The 15,394-nt window shown below is 60.5% G+C and carries 17 protein-coding genes; 9 read left to right on the forward strand and 8 right to left on the reverse strand.

Annotated elements, in window-relative coordinates:
* Positions 1-274 precede the first annotated feature (274 nt).
* Positions 275-2,116, reverse strand: a complete 1,842-nt coding sequence (locus K5E37_RS00550; RefSeq protein ID WP_371915879.1) for a potassium transporter Kup — start codon at positions 2,114-2,116, stop codon at positions 275-277.
* Positions 2,117-2,464: 348 nt separating this feature from the next.
* Here K5E37_RS00550 and rimO point away from each other — a divergent pair, with 348 nt between their 5' ends.
* From rimO to tsaA, 6 genes are all read left to right on the forward strand, one after another.
* Complete coding sequence (gene rimO, locus K5E37_RS00555) at positions 2,465-3,802, forward strand: 30S ribosomal protein S12 methylthiotransferase RimO (RefSeq protein ID WP_007954955.1); 1,338 nt, start codon at positions 2,465-2,467, stop codon at positions 3,800-3,802.
* Between the two features lie 111 nt (positions 3,803-3,913).
* On the forward strand, positions 3,914-4,387 hold the full coding sequence (locus K5E37_RS00560) for a GNAT family N-acetyltransferase (RefSeq protein WP_041475157.1): 474 nt from the start codon (positions 3,914-3,916) through the stop codon (positions 4,385-4,387).
* Positions 4,388-4,470: 83 nt separating this feature from the next.
* The gene (locus K5E37_RS00565; protein WP_221532883.1) at positions 4,471-5,181 is read left to right on the forward strand and encodes an rRNA pseudouridine synthase; all 711 of its coding nucleotides are present in this window, start codon (positions 4,471-4,473) and stop codon (positions 5,179-5,181) included.
* 73 nt (positions 5,182-5,254) lie between these two features.
* Positions 5,255-5,722, forward strand: a complete 468-nt coding sequence (locus K5E37_RS00570) for a DUF1456 family protein (RefSeq protein WP_007954948.1) — start codon at positions 5,255-5,257, stop codon at positions 5,720-5,722.
* A 127-nt stretch (positions 5,723-5,849) separates the two neighbouring features.
* Positions 5,850-6,620: an SDR family oxidoreductase gene (locus K5E37_RS00575; RefSeq protein ID WP_007954945.1), complete on the forward strand. Its 771-nt coding sequence runs from the start codon at positions 5,850-5,852 to the stop codon at positions 6,618-6,620.
* Positions 6,621-6,777: 157 nt separating this feature from the next.
* Positions 6,778-7,476, forward strand: a complete 699-nt coding sequence (gene tsaA, locus K5E37_RS00580; RefSeq protein ID WP_371915878.1) for a tRNA (N6-threonylcarbamoyladenosine(37)-N6)-methyltransferase TrmO — start codon at positions 6,778-6,780, stop codon at positions 7,474-7,476.
* Between the two features lie 69 nt (positions 7,477-7,545).
* Here the strand turns inward: tsaA and fpr are convergent, their stop codons facing one another.
* Entirely contained in the window at positions 7,546-8,325 is a 780-nt protein-coding gene (gene fpr / locus K5E37_RS00585; RefSeq protein ID WP_007908723.1) for a ferredoxin-NADP reductase, read from the reverse strand.
* Positions 8,326-8,469: 144 nt separating this feature from the next.
* Here fpr and K5E37_RS00590 point away from each other — a divergent pair, with 144 nt between their 5' ends.
* Entirely contained in the window at positions 8,470-9,396 is a 927-nt protein-coding gene (locus K5E37_RS00590; protein WP_007954941.1) for a LysR family transcriptional regulator, read from the forward strand.
* Here the strand turns inward: K5E37_RS00590 and K5E37_RS00595 are convergent.
* The 3 genes from K5E37_RS00595 to K5E37_RS00605 all read right to left on the reverse strand — a co-directional run bounded on the left by K5E37_RS00595 (position 9,393) and on the right by K5E37_RS00605 (position 11,449).
* Entirely contained in the window at positions 9,393-9,755 is a 363-nt protein-coding gene (locus tag K5E37_RS00595; RefSeq protein ID WP_003222276.1) for a diacylglycerol kinase, read from the reverse strand. The genes K5E37_RS00590 and K5E37_RS00595 overlap by 4 nt on opposite strands.
* Positions 9,756-9,830: 75 nt before the next feature.
* Positions 9,831-10,481, reverse strand: coding sequence for a response regulator transcription factor ErdR (gene erdR / locus K5E37_RS00600; RefSeq protein ID WP_102686582.1), 651 nt, complete (start codon positions 10,479-10,481; stop codon positions 9,831-9,833).
* A gap of 224 nt (positions 10,482-10,705) precedes the next feature.
* Entirely contained in the window at positions 10,706-11,449 is a 744-nt protein-coding gene (locus K5E37_RS00605) for a tRNA-uridine aminocarboxypropyltransferase (protein ID WP_085605309.1), read from the reverse strand.
* 189 nt (positions 11,450-11,638) lie between these two features.
* On the opposite strand from K5E37_RS00605, the gene K5E37_RS00610 reads away from it, so the two are divergent.
* Positions 11,639-12,064 (forward strand): PA3611 family quorum-sensing-regulated virulence factor, encoded by a 426-nt coding sequence (locus K5E37_RS00610; RefSeq protein WP_064593873.1) that lies wholly within the window; start codon positions 11,639-11,641, stop codon positions 12,062-12,064.
* On the opposite strand, the gene K5E37_RS00615 is transcribed toward K5E37_RS00610, so the two are convergent.
* The gene (locus K5E37_RS00615) at positions 12,065-12,259 is read right to left on the reverse strand and encodes a hypothetical protein (protein ID WP_007954932.1); all 195 of its coding nucleotides are present in this window, start codon (positions 12,257-12,259) and stop codon (positions 12,065-12,067) included.
* Between the two features lie 353 nt (positions 12,260-12,612).
* Between K5E37_RS00615 and K5E37_RS00620 the strand changes: the two genes are divergently transcribed.
* Complete coding sequence (locus tag K5E37_RS00620; RefSeq protein WP_115076770.1) at positions 12,613-13,731, forward strand: TIGR00730 family Rossman fold protein; 1,119 nt, start codon at positions 12,613-12,615, stop codon at positions 13,729-13,731.
* A gap of 80 nt (positions 13,732-13,811) precedes the next feature.
* Here the strand turns inward: K5E37_RS00620 and recX are convergent, their stop codons facing one another.
* Together recX and recA are read right to left on the reverse strand one after the other, a co-directional pair.
* Positions 13,812-14,282: a recombination regulator RecX gene (gene recX / locus K5E37_RS00625; protein ID WP_085605307.1), complete on the reverse strand. Its 471-nt coding sequence runs from the start codon at positions 14,280-14,282 to the stop codon at positions 13,812-13,814.
* 8 nt (positions 14,283-14,290) lie between these two features.
* Complete coding sequence (gene recA / locus K5E37_RS00630) at positions 14,291-15,349, reverse strand: recombinase RecA (RefSeq protein WP_003222269.1); 1,059 nt, start codon at positions 15,347-15,349, stop codon at positions 14,291-14,293.
* Positions 15,350-15,394 lie beyond the last annotated feature (45 nt).

A 15,394-nucleotide genomic window follows, 5' to 3' on the forward strand; every position in this document is an offset into this window, starting at 1 on the left:
CTCATTCAAAATATCTGATCGTCAAGCCCTTTGTTCGGCCTCACTTGCTGTAGCGCCCGTACAAAATCCGCCGTCCCTGAAATTGCTCGTCACCTTAGTTTCGCTGACCGGTGTCGCAATATCAGATGACGTCCGCATACCTTGTAGGCAAACTCCTAATCTCGTGCTTGAGCACTTTGCCGCCCTATTACGCTGTTTTTCGACGGGATACACAGCAACGAAAAAGCCCCCGCCAGCCGTGAAGCTGACGGGGGCTTTTCAGTTGTGGCGGGACCTACATCTCCACCTGCGTCCCCAACTCAATCACCCGGTTCAGTGGGAGATTGAAGAACCGCAGGTTCCCGTTGGCATTCTTCAACATGAACGCAAACAGCGCTTCACGCCAACGGGCCATGCCTTCGAGTTTCGAGGCGATGACCGTTTCGCGGCTGAGGAAGTAGGTGGTGCGCATCGGGCTGAAGTCCAGATCATCCAGATGGCACAGCTTCAGTGCCTGCGGCACGTCCGGCTCGTCGGTAAACCCGAAGTGCAGGATCACCCGGAAGAAGCCTTCGCCGTGGGCTTCGACTTCGAAACGTCGGGATGGCGGGACGCGCGGGATGTCTTCGTAGACGACGGTCAGCAACACCACTTGCTCATGCAGAACCTGGTTGTGCAGCAGGTTGTGCAACAGCGCGTGCGGCACCGCGTCGGAACGGGCGGTGAGGAACACGGCGGTGCCCTGCACGCGGTGCGGTGGCTGGACGCGGATGCTGCTGATGAAGATCGGCAGCGGCAATGCGCCTTCGTCGAGGCGCTCGACCAGCAGTTGCTTGCCACGTTTCCAGGTGGTCATCAGCACGAACAGCGCGATACCGGCGATCACCGGGAAGGCACCGCCCTGCACGATCTTCGGCACGTTGGCGGCGAAGTACAGGCCGTCCACCAACAGGAAGCCGAGCAGCACCGGCACCGCCAGAATCGGTGGCCATTTCCACAGCAGCAGCATCACTGCCGACACCAGGATCGTGGTCATCAACATCGTGCCAGTCACGGCCACGCCGTAGGCCGAGGCCAGCGCGCCGGAAGATTCGAAGCCGATCACCAGCAAGACCACGCCGACCATCAGCGACCAATTCACGGCACCGATGTAGATCTGGCCCTGCTCGTCGCTCGAGGTGTGCTGGATGTACATGCGCGGGATGTAACCGAGCTGGATCGCCTGACGGGTCAGGGAGAACGCGCCGGAAATCACCGCCTGGGAGGCGATCACCGTGGCCAGGGTCGACAGACCGACCAGCGGAATCAGCGCCCAGCTCGGGGCCAGCAGGTAGAACGGGTTGCGCGCCGCTTCCGGGTTGTCCAGCAGCAAGGCGCCCTGACCGAAGTAGTTGAGCACCAGCGCCGGCAGCACCAACAGGAACCACGCACGGGCAATCGGCTTGCGGCCGAAGTGGCCCATGTCGGCGTACAGCGCTTCGGCACCGGTCAGTGCCAGCACCACGGCGCCGAGGATCGCCACGCCCATGCCTGGATGAACGGTAAAGAACCGCACTGCCCACACAGGATTCATCGCGTGCAGCACTTCCGGGGTGTGGCTGATGCCGTAGACGCCGAGGGCGCCGAGGACCAGGAACCAGGTGACCATGATCGGCCCGAACAGAATGCCGATCCGCGCCGTGCCGTGCTTCTGGATCAGAAACAGCGCCACCAGCACCACCAGCGACAGCGGCACCACCCAGTGGTCGATGCCGTCGAAGGCCAGGCCCAGACCTTCAATGGCCGAGAGCACGGAAATCGCCGGGGTGATCATGCTGTCGCCATAGAACAGCGCCGCGCCGATCAGCCCGCAGACCACCAAAAGCGTGCGCAACCGCTTGCGCCCCGCCGCTGCCCGACGGGCCAGCGCGGTAAGCGCCATGATCCCGCCTTCGCCCTGGTTGTCGGCGCGCAGCACGAACATCATGTACTTGATTGAAACGACCCAGATCAGCGACCAGAAAATCAGCGACAGAATGCCGAGCACTCCGTCGTGATTGACGGGCACACCGTAAGCGCCGGAAAACACTTCTTTGAGGGTGTACAACGGGCTCGTGCCGATGTCGCCGTAAACTACCCCGACCGCCGCGACCAGCATGCTCAGCGGCTTGGTGGCCGAACCTTCGGCGCCCGCCGCGTGACTACTTGCCTGACCCATCCAACACTCCTGATTCCCAGACCGGCTTCTTATATGAAGCACTATGCTTTGTGTGCAGCATGCGCGTTTTTACGCCCTGTAACAGACGTTTTCTTGACTGTAAAAATTCAGTAAAGCGCAACGGCGCGAAGCATAGCGCAGCACTCGTCGTATTTCCCTGCATAAAGCTGGTCAAGTGCGCTGCTCGTCGCTAGAATTGCGCACTTTTTGATCAGAGGCGCACTTCAAGCGCCCGTCCGTCGGCTTCTGCCATCAGGCAAGCGGCGTCACAAAACACCGAGGTTAGACATGTCCACCACTCCTGCGCCGGCCAATCCAAAGGTTGGCTTCGTTTCTCTTGGTTGCCCGAAAGCACTGGTCGACTCCGAGCGCATCCTGACCCAGCTGCGCATGGAAGGCTATGACGTGGTGTCCACCTATCAGGACGCCGACGTGGTCGTGGTCAACACCTGCGGCTTCATCGACTCGGCGAAGGCCGAATCGCTGGAAGTCATCGGTGAAGCGATCAAGGAAAACGGCAAGGTCATCGTGACCGGCTGCATGGGCGTGGAAGAAGGCAACATCCGTGACGTGCACCCGAGCGTGCTGGCCGTCACCGGTCCGCAGCAGTACGAACAAGTGGTCAACGCGGTGCACGAAGTCGTGCCGCCGAAGCAGGATCACAACCCGCTGATCGACCTGGTGCCGCCGCAAGGCATCAAGCTGACCCCGCGTCACTACGCGTACCTGAAGATTTCCGAAGGCTGCAACCACAGCTGCAGCTTCTGCATCATCCCGTCGATGCGCGGCAAACTGGTCAGCCGTCCGGTGGGCGACGTGCTCGACGAAGCCCAGCGTCTGGTCAAATCCGGCGTGAAGGAACTGCTGGTGATTTCCCAGGACACCAGCGCCTACGGCGTTGACGTCAAATACCGCACCGGTTTCTGGAACGGCGCGCCGGTGAAAACCCGCATGACCGAACTGTGCGAAGCGCTGAGCACCCTCGGCGTCTGGGTCCGTCTGCACTACGTTTACCCGTACCCGCACGTCGACGAACTGATCCCGCTGATGGCCGCCGGCAAGATCCTGCCGTACCTGGACATCCCATTCCAGCACGCCAGCCCGAAAGTCCTGAAGTCGATGAAACGTCCGGCGTTCGAAGACAAGACCCTGGCGCGGATCAAGAACTGGCGCGAAATCTGCCCGGACCTGATCATCCGTTCGACCTTCATCGTCGGCTTCCCCGGCGAAACCGAAGAAGACTTCCAGTACCTGCTGGACTGGCTGACCGAAGCCCAGCTCGACCGCGTCGGCTGCTTCCAGTACTCGCCGGTCGAAGGCGCACCGGCCAATGACCTGAACCTCGACATCGTTCCGGACGACGTCAAGCAGGATCGCTGGGAGCGTTTCATGGCGCACCAGCAGGCCATCAGCTCGGCGCGCCTGCAAATGCGCATCGGCCGTGAAATCGAAGTGTTGGTCGACGAAGTCGACGAGCAAGGCGCGGTCGGCCGTTGCTTCTTCGATGCCCCGGAAATCGACGGCAACGTGTTCATCGACAACGGCAGCAACCTCAAGCCGGGCGACAAGGTCTGGTGCAAGGTGACCGACGCCGACGAATACGACCTCTGGGCCGAACAGATCTAAGCGCGAAAAATACAGAAAGCCCCGCTCTCTTTTACGAGATGCGGGGCTTTTTTACGGCTAGAGTTTGGGGTGGGAAGGACTCCCTCATCCATGACAAAGAGGCTATCGGGCATGCGTCACCACTCGGTCATCCACACGCCGAAACTCAGCGATTATCAGGAACTGACCCGGGTCTGGGAGGCCTCGGTCCGCGCGACTCATGATTTCCTGCCGGAATCCTACATCGAGCTGCTGAAGAATCTGGTGCTGACCCGCTACCTCGACGCGGTGATGCTGATCTGCACACGGGACAGCCATCAGCGCATCACCGGGTTCGCCGGGGTCGCGGCGGGCAAGATCGAAATGCTGTTCATCGACCCGGCCCATCGCGGCCAGGGCCTTGGCAAGAAACTGCTGAAGTACGCGATGGAACACCTGAACGCCGACGAACTGGACGTCAACGAACAGAACCCGCAGGCCCTGGGGTTTTACTTCAAGCAAGGGTTCGAGGTGATCGGCCGCTCGGAAGTCGATGGCATGGGCCAGCCGTATCCGTTGTTGCACATGCGTCTGAAACAACCGGAGCAGCGCGCGGTACGCGGCTAAAAGCCACACGGCGCAAATGCAATCGGGCTTAACCGGCCCCAGGCAGGTACAATGCCCACCCCTTTTTCGTTACGGCCCCTGTCATGACTGACCCGATTCGCCTCTCCAAACGCCTCATCGAGCTGGTCGGTTGCTCCCGCCGGGAGGCCGAGCTGTTCATCGAGGGCGGCTGGGTCACCGTGGACGGCGAAGTCATCGACGAGCCGCAGTTCAAGGTCGGCGACCAAAAGGTCGAACTCGACAAGGACGCCAAGGCCACCGCGCCGGAGCCGGTGACCATCCTGCTCAACGTGCCGGCCGGCATGGATGTCGACAGCGCCATGCAGTCGCTGAACGCCGAAACCCTCAGTGAAGAACACCGCTACGGCAAGCGTCCGCTGCGCGGGCATTTCTTGCGCCTGACCGCCAGCGCCGACCTGCAACCCAAGGCCAGCGGCCTGCTGGTGTTCACCCAGGACTGGAAGGTACTGCGCAAGCTCACCGCCGACGCGGCCAAGATCGAGCAGGAATACGTGGTCGAAGTCGAAGGCGACATGGTTGCCCACGGCCTCAACCGCCTGCAGCACGGCCTCACCCACAAGGGCAAGGAGCTGCCGCCGGTCAAGGCCAGTTGGCAGAACGAAAACCGCCTGCGCTTCGCCATGAAGAACCCGCAGCCTGGGATCATCGCCCAGTTCTGCGAAGCGGTCGGCCTGAAGGTGATCGGCATTCGCCGCATCCGCATCGGCGGCGTGTCCATCGGCAAGGTGCCGATCGGCCAGTGGCGCTACCTGTCCGGTAAAGAGAAATTCTAAGGCTCGCAAGCCACCCTACATTCCGGCATCGCGTCCCGCTCGGTGCCCACAGCGAACAATCAGGATTGCACACATGGTTCACAACGACGTTCTGCGCAGCGTGCGCTACATGCTCGATATCAGCGACAAGAAAGTGGTCGAGATCATCAAACTCGGCGGCCTGGACGTCACGCTTGCCGATGTCGTGACGTACCTCGACAAGAAAGAAGAAGACGAAGAAGGTTTCGTGCGCTGCCCGGACGAAGTCATCGCGCACTTCCTCGACGGTCTGGTGATCTTCAAGCGCGGCAAGGACGAAAGCCGTCCGCCGCTGCCGATCGAACTGCCGGTGACCAACAACATCATCCTGAAAAAGCTGCGCGTGGCCTTCGAGCTGAAAGAAGACGACATGCACGCGATCCTCAAGGCCGCCGAGTTCCCGGTATCCAAGCCTGAGCTGAGCGCGTTGTTCCGCAAGGTCGGCCACACCAACTACCGCCCGTGCGGCGATCAGTTGCTGCGCAATTTTCTCAAGGGCCTGACCCTGCGCGTTCGCGGTTGACCCATTCGATCACGGCGACTTCGGTCGCCGTTTTCATGCATAGCCCTCCATTCCCTCAAAAAATAGTGGCTCCGCTTTTCGCGGCCGGCGACTAGGGTGTACTGAACCCTAGCCCTCAGGATTCGCCATGCACCCGTATTTCTCCCTGCAAGGCCGCACCGCCCTGGTGACCGGCGGCACCCGTGGTATCGGCAAAATGATCGCCAAGGCCTTTGTCGAAGCCGGCGCCCGCGTGTACGTCTGCTCCCGTGACGCTGAAGCCTGTCATCAAACCGCTGAAGAGCTAAGTGCCCTGGGCACGTGTCATGGCGTGGCGGCGAATCTGGCGACGGAAGAAGGCGTGAAGGAGCTGGCAGCGCGACTGGGCGAGCAGATCACTCATCTGGACATTCTGGTGAATAACGCCGGCACCACCTGGGGCGCGCCGCTGGAGAGCTACCCGGTCAAGGGCTGGGAGAAAGTCATGCAGCTCAACGTGACCTCGGTGTTCAGTTGCATCCAGCAGTTTCTGCCGTTGCTGCGCCAATCCGGGTCGGCGGCCAATCCGGCGCGGATCATCAACATCGGTTCGGTGGCGGGGATTTCTTCCTTCGGCGAACAGGCCTACGCCTACGGGCCGAGCAAGGCGGCCCTGCATCAGCTGTCACGAATTCTCGCCCGGGAACTGGTGAGTCAGCACATCAACGTCAACGTCATCGCGCCGGGGCGCTTCCCGAGCAAGATGACCCAGCACATCGGCAGTGACCAGCAGGCGCTGGCCGAAGACACCGCGCTGATCCCGATGAAACGCTGGGGCCGTGAGGAGGAGATGGCGGCACTGGCGATCAGCCTGGCGAGTACTGCCGGGGCGTACATGACCGGGAATATCATTCCGCTGGATGGCGGCTTCAGTCTGTAGATCAGCGGCGCGGCATTCGCGAGCAGGCTCGCTCCCACATTTGGAATGCGTTCCCCTGTGGGAGCGAGCCTGCTCGCGAAGAGGCCCGATCTGTCAGCACCAGACTTGAAGCCTGCCGGGTTATCATGCCCGCCCTGCTCCGCTTCGAATGCACACCATGACTTACAGCGTCTCCCCCATCGGCTTCGTCCGCTCCTGCTTCAAGGAGAAGTTCGCCATCCCGCGCCAGCCGCAACTGGCCCCCGCCGCCCGTGGCGTGCTGGAACTGGTGGCACCGTTCGATCAGGGTGACGCGGTGCAGGGGCTGGAGCAGGTCAGCCATGTCTGGCTGCTGTTCCTGTTCCATCAGGCGCTGGAAGAAAAGCCGCGCCTCAAGGTCCGCCCTCCGCGCCTCGGTGGCAACAAGTCCATGGGCGTGTTCGCCACCCGCGCCACGCACCGGCCGAACGGCATCGGCCAGTCGGTGGTGAAGCTGGACAAGGTCGTAGCCAATCGCCTGTTCATCTCCGGCATCGACTTGCTGGATGGCACGCCGATTCTCGACATCAAACCCTACGTGCCGTACGCCGACATCATTGCTGACGCCTCCAACAGCATCGCCAGTGCCGCGCCGCACCTGATCGACGTGCAATGGACGGACACGGCGCTGCAACAGGCGCACACCCACGCTCAGCGCCTTGCCGAGCCGCTGGTCGAATTGATCGAGCAGTGCCTGGCCCAGGATCCGCGTCCGGCGTATCAGACGCCCGCGCCAGAGCGCGAATACGGCGCGCAGTTCTGGGATCTGGACGTGCGCTGGCATTACCCTGTGCCTGAGCAGATCCGCGTCCTGGAAGTCATCCCCGCCGCTGACTGAATTCCAAAAACGAAAAAGCCCGCGCTGCCTTCTCAGGCAACGCGGGCTTTTCTGTCGGCATCGTCAGGATTATTTCTCGACGAATGCGCGCTCGATCAGGTAGTCACCCGGCTCGCGCATACGCGCCGAGATCTTCAGGCCGAAGCTGTCGAGCACTTCGCTGGTCTCGTCGAGCATGCTCGGGCTGCCGCAGATCATCGCGCGGTCGTCCTGCGGGTTGATCGGTGGCAGGCCGATGTCGCTGAACAGCTTCCCGCTGCGCATCAGGTCGGTCAGACGGCCCTGATTCTCGAACGGCTCGCGAGTCACGGTCGGGTAGTAGATCAGCTTGTCACGCAGCGCTTCGCCGAAGAACTCGTTCTGCGGCAGGTGCTCGGTGATGAATTCGCGGTAGGCGACTTCGTTGACGTAGCGAACACCGTGAACCAGGATCACTTTTTCGAAGCGCTCGTAGGTTTCCGGGTCCTGGATCACGCTCATGAACGGCGCCAGACCGGTGCCGGTGCTCAGCAGGTACAGGTGCTTGCCCGGGTTCAGGTCGTCCAGCACCAGGGTGCCGGTCGGTTTTTTCGAGATGATGATCTCGTCGCCTTCCTTCAGGTGCTGCAGCTGGGAGGTCAGCGGACCGTCCTGCACCTTGATGCTGAAGAACTCGAGATGCTCTTCCCAGTTCGGGCTGGCGATCGAGTAAGCGCGCATAAGCGGGCGGCCGTTTGGCTGTTGCAGGCCGATCATCACGAACTGACCGTTCTCGAAGCGCAGGCCCGGATCGCGGGTGCACTTGAAGCTGAACAGAGTGTCGTTCCAGTGATGAACACTGAGGACACGCTCGTGGTTCATGTTGCTCATGTACGTGGGACTCCTGGAGATTGATCTGCGCCTGCCCGGCTCGTGTTGAAGAATGCCGACGGTGCGCAATTGCATCGCATTCTAATAGCGCCGACAATATCTGTTAACTGGATTATTAAGATAAGGGTTATCGGTTATATCGATATGCGATTTACTCTTCGTCAACTGCAAGTCTTCGTCGCTGTCGCCCAGCAGGAAAGCGTGTCCCGTGCTGCGGGTCTGCTCAACCTGTCGCAATCTGCCGCCAGCACTTCCATCACCGAACTGGAGCGCCAGTCCAGCTGCCAGCTGTTCGACCGCGCCGGTAAACGCCTGAGCCTCAACGCCCTCGGCAAACAGTTGTTGCCGCAAGCGGTGGCCATGCTCGATCAGGCCAAGGAAATCGAAGACCTGCTCAACGGCAAATCCGGTTTCGGCTCGCTGTCAGTGGGCGCGACCCTGACCATTGGCAATTACCTGGCGACTCTGCTGATCGGCGGTTTCATGCAGCGCCACCCCGAAAGCCAGGTGAAGCTGCACGTGCAGAACACTGCCAATATCGTGCAACAAGTGGCTCATTACGAAATTGATCTGGGTCTAATCGAAGGCGATTGCAGCCACCCGGACATCGAAGTGCAGAGCTGGGTCGAGGATGAACTGGTGGTGTTCTGCGCCCCACAGCATCCGTTGGCCAAGCGCGGCAGCGCGACCATGGAAGAGTTGACGCACGAAGCGTGGATTTTGCGGGAACAGGGTTCGGGGACGCGCCTGACCTTCGATCAGGCGATGCGGCATCACCGCAGTGCGCTGAACATCCGGCTGGAGCTGGAACACACCGAAGCGATCAAACGCGCGGTGGAATCAGGTCTGGGGATTGGCTGTATTTCACGTCTGGCGCTGCGTGACGCCTTCCGGCGCGGCAGCCTGGTGCCGGTGGAGACGCCGGATCTGGATCTGGCCCGACAGTTCTACTTCATCTGGCACAAGCAGAAGTACCAGACCTCCGCCATGCGCGAATTCCTCGACCTGTGCCGCGCCTTCACCGCCGGGGTGCAGCGCAGCGACGAGATCGTTCTGCCGAGCATCGCTTAAAGCAGAATCACCGCCCACACCAGGGCGATCATGCTCAGTGCCACGAATTGCGCGGCACTGCCCATGTCCTTGGCGTTCTTGGACAGCGGGTGCAACTCCAGCGAGATGCGGTCGATGGCCGCCTCCACCGCCGAATTCAACAGCTCGACGATCAAAGCCAGCAGGCACACGGCGATCAGCAACGCCTGCTCGACCCGGCTGACATTCAGGAAAAACGTCAGCGGAATCAGTACCACGTTAAGCAGCACCAATTGGCGGAATGCGGCTTCGCCGGTGAAGGCGGCGCGCAAGCCGTCCAGCGAGTAACCGGAAGCGTTGAGGATGCGTTTCAGGCCCGTCTGGCCCTTGAAAGGTGACATAAAGTAGATAACCGACCGAAAGGAAGTGGGGAAGCTAGATCAACGAAAGTCAAAAAAGCGTGAAGACGCCAGTGCTTACTGGCTCGGAATTGACTCAAGTTGTTGCAGCAGTAAAGCTGCCTGGGTCCGGGTCCGCACGTTCAACTTGCGAAAAATCGCCGTGACGTGGGCCTTGATGGTCGCTTCGGACACGCTCAGCTCGTAGGCGATCTGCTTGTTCAGCAAGCCTTCGCAGACCATGGTCAACACCCGGAACTGCTGCGGCGTCAGGCTGGCGAGGCCATCGCTGGCGGCTTTGGCTTCATCCGAAACGCTGACCGCTTCGAACGCCTGGGGCGGCCAGAACACGTCGCCATCCAGCACTTTGCGCACCGCTTCCTGAATCACGCTCAGGTCGCTGGACTTGGGAATGAAGCCACTGGCGCCGAATTCCCGGGACTTGACCATCACCGAGGCTTCTTCCTGGGCCGAAACCATCACCACCGGAATCTGCGGGTACTGACCGCGCAGCATCACCAGCCCGGAAAACCCGAAAGCGCCCGGCATGTTCAGGTCCAGCAGCACCAGATCCCAGTCAGCCTTTTCGGTCAGGCGGGATTCCAGCTCGGCGATGCTCGCCACCTCCACCATGCGTACGTCCGGGCCAAGGCCCATCGTCACCGCTTGATGCAGTGCGCTACGAAAAAGAGGGTGATCATCGGCAATCAGGATGTCGTATGTGGCCATTTTTCAAATGATCCTGTTTTTGATGGCGGGCCCGCGCATTCGGGCCTCACCAAAGCAAATCCAGATACCGCCCGGCAGCGGCATCCACAGGGGCACGTTCAACGCCAATCACGAACAAAAACGGCGTTTCAAACCTTGGCCGCACCCCAATCGGCGCCAAGCATGACCAGCGAAGCCTAGGTGGTCAAGCCGCACGGCCACTGCTTTAGCAGTATGGGCCAGGATCAGGCCGGTACTGGCGCCGCGTTTCGGATATAGGGCAGCAATTCAGCGTGGGCGGGCGTCGACACGTTGACCTCCAGTTGCTGCTTGGCCCCCAGGTAATGCTGGCTGAACACATCGAAATAGGCATCCAGCGCCGACGCCGCGTCCGAATCGCCGGCCAGTTCCAGGCACAGCGCCGCCACTTCGGCAGTGCATAGGTGCTCGCTGCGGGTCGAGCGCCGCAGGCGATAGCGCGACAGCTTGTCAGGCAACAGGCTGAGGATCGGCAAACGGTCGAAATACGGGCTCTTGCGGAAAATCTTCCGGGCTTCGGTCCAGGTCGCGTCCAGCAGGATGAACAGCGGACGCTTGCTGCTATCGAGATCCACGGTGTTGGTCACCCGCGAAGGTTCGACGTACTCACCGGGGAACACCAGATACGGCTGCCATTGCGGGTCGTTCAGCAGCGCCAGCAGTTGTTCGTCGGGCTCTGTCCGCGACCAGATGAAGGCATGGTTGTCGCGCACGATGTCGGCGATCAGCCAGCCGGTATTGCTGGGTTTGAACACTTCCTTGCCGGTCATGATCAGGCAAACACCCGAGCGTGTATCGACGGTTGGCCGCCAGGCGCACAGGCAATGGCTGATGATCACCCGGCAATCGCGGCAACGCGGAGAGCGAAAACCACGGGCCTGGATCGGCTTGATGCCTTCGTCCTCGCGCTGGTCGCGCAGGCGGGCCACGGCGTTGGGGGCATGATTCATCGCAGGCGGCACCGGCAGACAGGAAAACTCGACACGAACGACACTCGGCAGGGCAATAAAGGCCGGCAGTTTAACAGAGCGACGGGCACAAGCCTGTACCCTCCCGACCGGCTCCCCTATAATTCGCCGCCACTGAACGCACAGTCACGTGGCTGGTCGAACCACCAGTCACTGAACCAGGAGAGTTTCATGCTGCGCCTTATCGTTCCCACCGCTGCCATTCTGCTGGCTTCGTCCTTCAGCGCTCAGGCTGCATCCCTGAGTGAGCAGAATCTGAACCGAGAGCTGCGCAATGTCGCCGCACAAAGCAGCGTCGGCACGCCACGGGCGATCAACGAAGACATTCTTGATCAGGGCTACACCGTCGAAGGCACCACGCTGGTCAATCACCTGAGCGTGCAAAAGAGCCACGCCGACAAAATGCGCGCCGATCCCAAAGCCGTGTATTTCCAGCTGGGCGCCTCGGTCTGCAACAACCCGTCGTACCGCAAGCTGATGGCCAAGGGTGCGATCATGCGTTACGACTTCACCGAAGTGAAAAGCAACAAGGCGATCGGCTCCGCCAGCTACCAGGAATCGGATTGCCCGAAAGCGGCTCCAGCGAAGAAGAAGTAATCATCGAGACGTGGCGCGCCGCTGTTCATCCTCGGCGCGCAATTCGGCCAGCAAGGCCTGCAAGTACCGCGAGCGGCGATCCCCTCCCGCCAGGCGTCGGCAGCACTCCTCTTCGAGACTCACATGGTTGGTCTCGGCCGATGCTTTCAACAACCGATACAGCTGCGTATCGATCTCCAGAATCACTCTGGTCATGTGTCCTGCCTCCTTGCCACCCGCAAATCCTTGAATAGCGTGCACCTTGCGTACGGTCGTTGACGCAAAGTTGTCGTACGGCGCCTTTAACTTAGTAAATCAGAGCATTCAGCCCTCGACGTGGCATCGGACGAGCGGTGAAAACACTTCGCAAAGCAGCAATAAGCAGTTGCCAGGAAAGACTTTGCGGCTCAATGCTCAATGAGCGAAAAATGCTTTGAGGGTCTAGATTCAACGTATTCCCGTTCATTTTATTAACGGCAGGAAAGGAGCTGTCGGACGTTTGTTTTCTTGCAGCGCGGCACTGACGCCGCACGTCAGGGCCGAAAGCTCTGTGCAGAAGGAGAAGTTGCATGCCTTACCAACCGAATGACCTGCTCAGCCGTCATTTTCAGGAAAGCGGCCACGACCTCATCAGCAAGGTCGAAGAACAACTCAACCTGGTATCACCCAACAGCCCGAATTCCCCCATCTACCGCGACATGATCCTGACCGTGCTGCGCATGGCCCAGGAAGACCACAACCGCTGGAACGCCAAGATCACCCTGCAAGCCCTGCGCGAACTGGAGCAGGCGTTTCGCACGCTTGAACAGTTCAAGGGGCGACGCAAGGTCACAGTGTTCGGTTCGGCTCGCACCCCGGTCGAACATCCCCTTTACGCCATGGCTCGGGAGCTCGGGGCATCGCTGGCCCGCTCGAACATGATGGTCATCACCGGTGCCGGCGGCGGAATCATGGCCGCGGCTCATGAAGGGGCCGGTCGCGATCACAGCCTGGGCTTCAACATCACCCTGCCCTTCGAACAACATGCCAATCCCACCGTGGACGGCACCAACAACCTGCTGCCGTTCCATTTCTTCTTCACCCGCAAGCTGTTCTTCGTCAAGGAAGCCGATGCGCTGGTGCTGTGCCCTGGCGGGTTTGGCACGCTGGACGAAGCACTCGAAGTGCTGACATTGATCCAGACCGGCAAAAGCCCTCTGGTGCCGGTGGTTCTGCTGGACGCACCGGGCGGGACGTTCTGGCAAGGCGCGCTGGACTTCATCCGCCAGCAACTGGAGGAAAACCGCTACATCCTGCCAACCGACCTGAAGCTGATGCGCCTGGTCTACAACGTTGAAGAGGCGGTGGAGCAGATCAACCAGTTCTACGGCAACTTCCACTCCAGCCGCTGGCTCAAGCGCCAGTTTGTCATTCGCATGAACCACAAATTGAGCGACCAGGCCCTGGACCATATGCAGGAAGCCTTTGCCGATCTGTGCCTGAGCGACCAGTTCCATCAACACGCCTACGCCGGCGAAGAACACGACGAGGCTCAATTCAGTCATCTCACGCGCCTGGCATTCGCCTTCAATGCCCGGGATCACGGGCGTCTGCGGGAGCTGGTGGACTACATCAACCTGCCGGAAAACTGGGCCCAGTCAAAACCCCAAACCGCGCAACGCACCCGCGAACCGTCGAAGGTAACGTGAAGGCAAAAAAAAACGGCCCGCTATCGAAATAGCGGGCCGTTTTTATTTTTCAGATGAAGCTGAGCTGAAGCTGGAGCGATTTAATCGTCCATCCCTCTGCCGCTGAACAAGCGGTTGATCATCTCCATCGAAAATCCCCGGTACGCCAGGAATCGACCTTGTCTGGCGCGTTCCTTGGCATCGCCGGGAAGCTGTCCGGAAAACTTCCGTCGCCACGTGTCCGTTAGCTGCTCCTGCCAGTTGATACCGCTCTCGCGCAAGGCGAGTTCGATATCGGCGCGTTGCAACCCGCGCTGGCTCAGTTCTTCGCGAATCCGCAGTGGGCCGTAACCGGAACGGGCGCGATAGGAAACAAAGCTTTCAAGATAACGGGCTTCGGAAAGCAGCCCTTCTTCCGTCAAACGGTCGAGGGCTGTTTCGATCATCTCGGGGGGAGCGCCACGCTGACGCAGTTTGCGCGTCAGCTCGACTCGACCATGCTCGCGGCGTGCGAGCAGGTCCATGGCGGTTCGCCGCACCGCGACGAGGGTATCGAGTACGGCGGTTGTCATCGGTGCAATCAGATGTCAGCGTCAGCCAGGTCGTCTTCGGTCTCTTTGACCGCAGAAGCCTTGGAGTCGGCGATCACGGCTGGCGACAGCAGTTTGTCACGCAGTTGCTTCTCGAGCTTGGCCGCGACTTCCGGGTTGTCCGCCAGGAACTTGGCCGAGTTGGCCTTGCCCTGACCGATCTTGGTGCCTTCGTAGGCATACCAGGCGCCGGACTTCTCGACGAAACCGTGCAGTACGCCCAGGTCGATCATCTCGCCGTTCAGGTAGATGCCCTTGCCGTAAAGAATCTGGAACTCGGCCTGACGGAACGGCGAAGCGACCTTGTTCTTCACAACCTTGACGCGGGTTTCGCTGCCGACCACTTCGTCGCCTTCCTTCACCGCGCCGGTACGGCGGATGTCGAGACGAACCGAGGCGTAGAACTTCAGCGCGTTACCACCGGTGGTGGTTTCCGGGCTGCCGAACATCACGCCGATCTTCATGCGGATCTGGTTGATGAAGATCACCAGGCAGTTGGCGTTCTTGATGTTACCGGTGATTTTACGCAGCGCCTGGGACATCAGACGGGCTTGCAGGCCCACGTGCATGTCACCCATTTCGCCTTCGATTTCAGCCTTTGGCACCAGAGCGGCCACGGAGTCGACGATGATCACGTCAACGGCGTTGGAGCGCACCAGCATGTCGGTGATTTCCAGGGCCTGTTCGCCGGTGTCCGGCTGGGAAACCAGCAGGTCGTCGACGTTGACGCCCAGTTTGCCGGCGTACTCAGGGTCGAGGGCGTGTTCGGCGTCGACGAAGGCGCAGGTCGCACCGGCTTTTTGAGCCTGGGCGATCACGGACAGCGTCAGTGTGGTTTTACCGGAAGATTCAGGACCGTAGATTTCAACGATACGGCCTTTTGGCAGGCCGCCGATGCCGAGTGCGATGTCCAGACCCAGAGAGCCGGTGGAAATGGCCGGGATCGCCTGACGGTCCTGATCGCCCATACGCATTACGGCACCCTTGCCGAATTGACGTTCGATCTGACCCAGGGCCGCAGCCAAGGCTTTCTTCTTGTTGTCGTCCATTAAAGTCCTCACGTAATCAATAAGGCCTGACGGCCAACACCTGTA

It is taken from the genome of Pseudomonas sp. RIT778 (genome assembly GCF_019718735.1).
GTDB lineage: Bacteria > Pseudomonadota > Gammaproteobacteria > Pseudomonadales > Pseudomonadaceae > Aquipseudomonas > Aquipseudomonas aphyarum.

What these genes read in the sequence shown, in the direction of transcription:
- K5E37_RS00590 (WP_007954941.1), top strand. Translation starts at nt 8,470, where the DNA reads ATGCGATTTACTCTTCGTCAACTGCAAGTCTTCGTCGCTGTCGCCCAG.
- recX (WP_085605307.1), bottom strand. Translation starts at nt 14,282, where the DNA reads ATGACAACCGCCGTACTCGATACCCTCGTCGCGGTGCGGCGAACCGCC.
- K5E37_RS00620 (WP_115076770.1), top strand. Translation starts at nt 12,613, where the DNA reads ATGCCTTACCAACCGAATGACCTGCTCAGCCGTCATTTTCAGGAAAGC.
- K5E37_RS00565 (WP_221532883.1), top strand. Translation starts at nt 4,471, where the DNA reads ATGACTGACCCGATTCGCCTCTCCAAACGCCTCATCGAGCTGGTCGGT.
- K5E37_RS00610 (WP_064593873.1), top strand. Translation starts at nt 11,639, where the DNA reads ATGCTGCGCCTTATCGTTCCCACCGCTGCCATTCTGCTGGCTTCGTCC.
- tsaA (WP_371915878.1), top strand. Translation starts at nt 6,778, where the DNA reads ATGACTTACAGCGTCTCCCCCATCGGCTTCGTCCGCTCCTGCTTCAAG.
- recA (WP_003222269.1), bottom strand. Translation starts at nt 15,349, where the DNA reads ATGGACGACAACAAGAAGAAAGCCTTGGCTGCGGCCCTGGGTCAGATC.
- K5E37_RS00605 (WP_085605309.1), bottom strand. Translation starts at nt 11,449, where the DNA reads ATGAATCATGCCCCCAACGCCGTGGCCCGCCTGCGCGACCAGCGCGAG.
- K5E37_RS00615 (WP_007954932.1), bottom strand. Translation starts at nt 12,259, where the DNA reads ATGACCAGAGTGATTCTGGAGATCGATACGCAGCTGTATCGGTTGTTG.
- K5E37_RS00595 (WP_003222276.1), bottom strand. Translation starts at nt 9,755, where the DNA reads ATGTCACCTTTCAAGGGCCAGACGGGCCTGAAACGCATCCTCAACGCT.
- K5E37_RS00560 (WP_041475157.1), top strand. Translation starts at nt 3,914, where the DNA reads ATGCGTCACCACTCGGTCATCCACACGCCGAAACTCAGCGATTATCAG.
- K5E37_RS00550 (WP_371915879.1), bottom strand. Translation starts at nt 2,116, where the DNA reads ATGCTGGTCGCGGCGGTCGGGGTAGTTTACGGCGACATCGGCACGAGC.
- K5E37_RS00575 (WP_007954945.1), top strand. Translation starts at nt 5,850, where the DNA reads ATGCACCCGTATTTCTCCCTGCAAGGCCGCACCGCCCTGGTGACCGGC.
- rimO (WP_007954955.1), top strand. Translation starts at nt 2,465, where the DNA reads ATGTCCACCACTCCTGCGCCGGCCAATCCAAAGGTTGGCTTCGTTTCT.
- K5E37_RS00570 (WP_007954948.1), top strand. Translation starts at nt 5,255, where the DNA reads ATGGTTCACAACGACGTTCTGCGCAGCGTGCGCTACATGCTCGATATC.
- erdR (WP_102686582.1), bottom strand. Translation starts at nt 10,481, where the DNA reads ATGGCCACATACGACATCCTGATTGCCGATGATCACCCTCTTTTTCGT.
- fpr (WP_007908723.1), bottom strand. Translation starts at nt 8,325, where the DNA reads ATGAGCAACATGAACCACGAGCGTGTCCTCAGTGTTCATCACTGGAAC.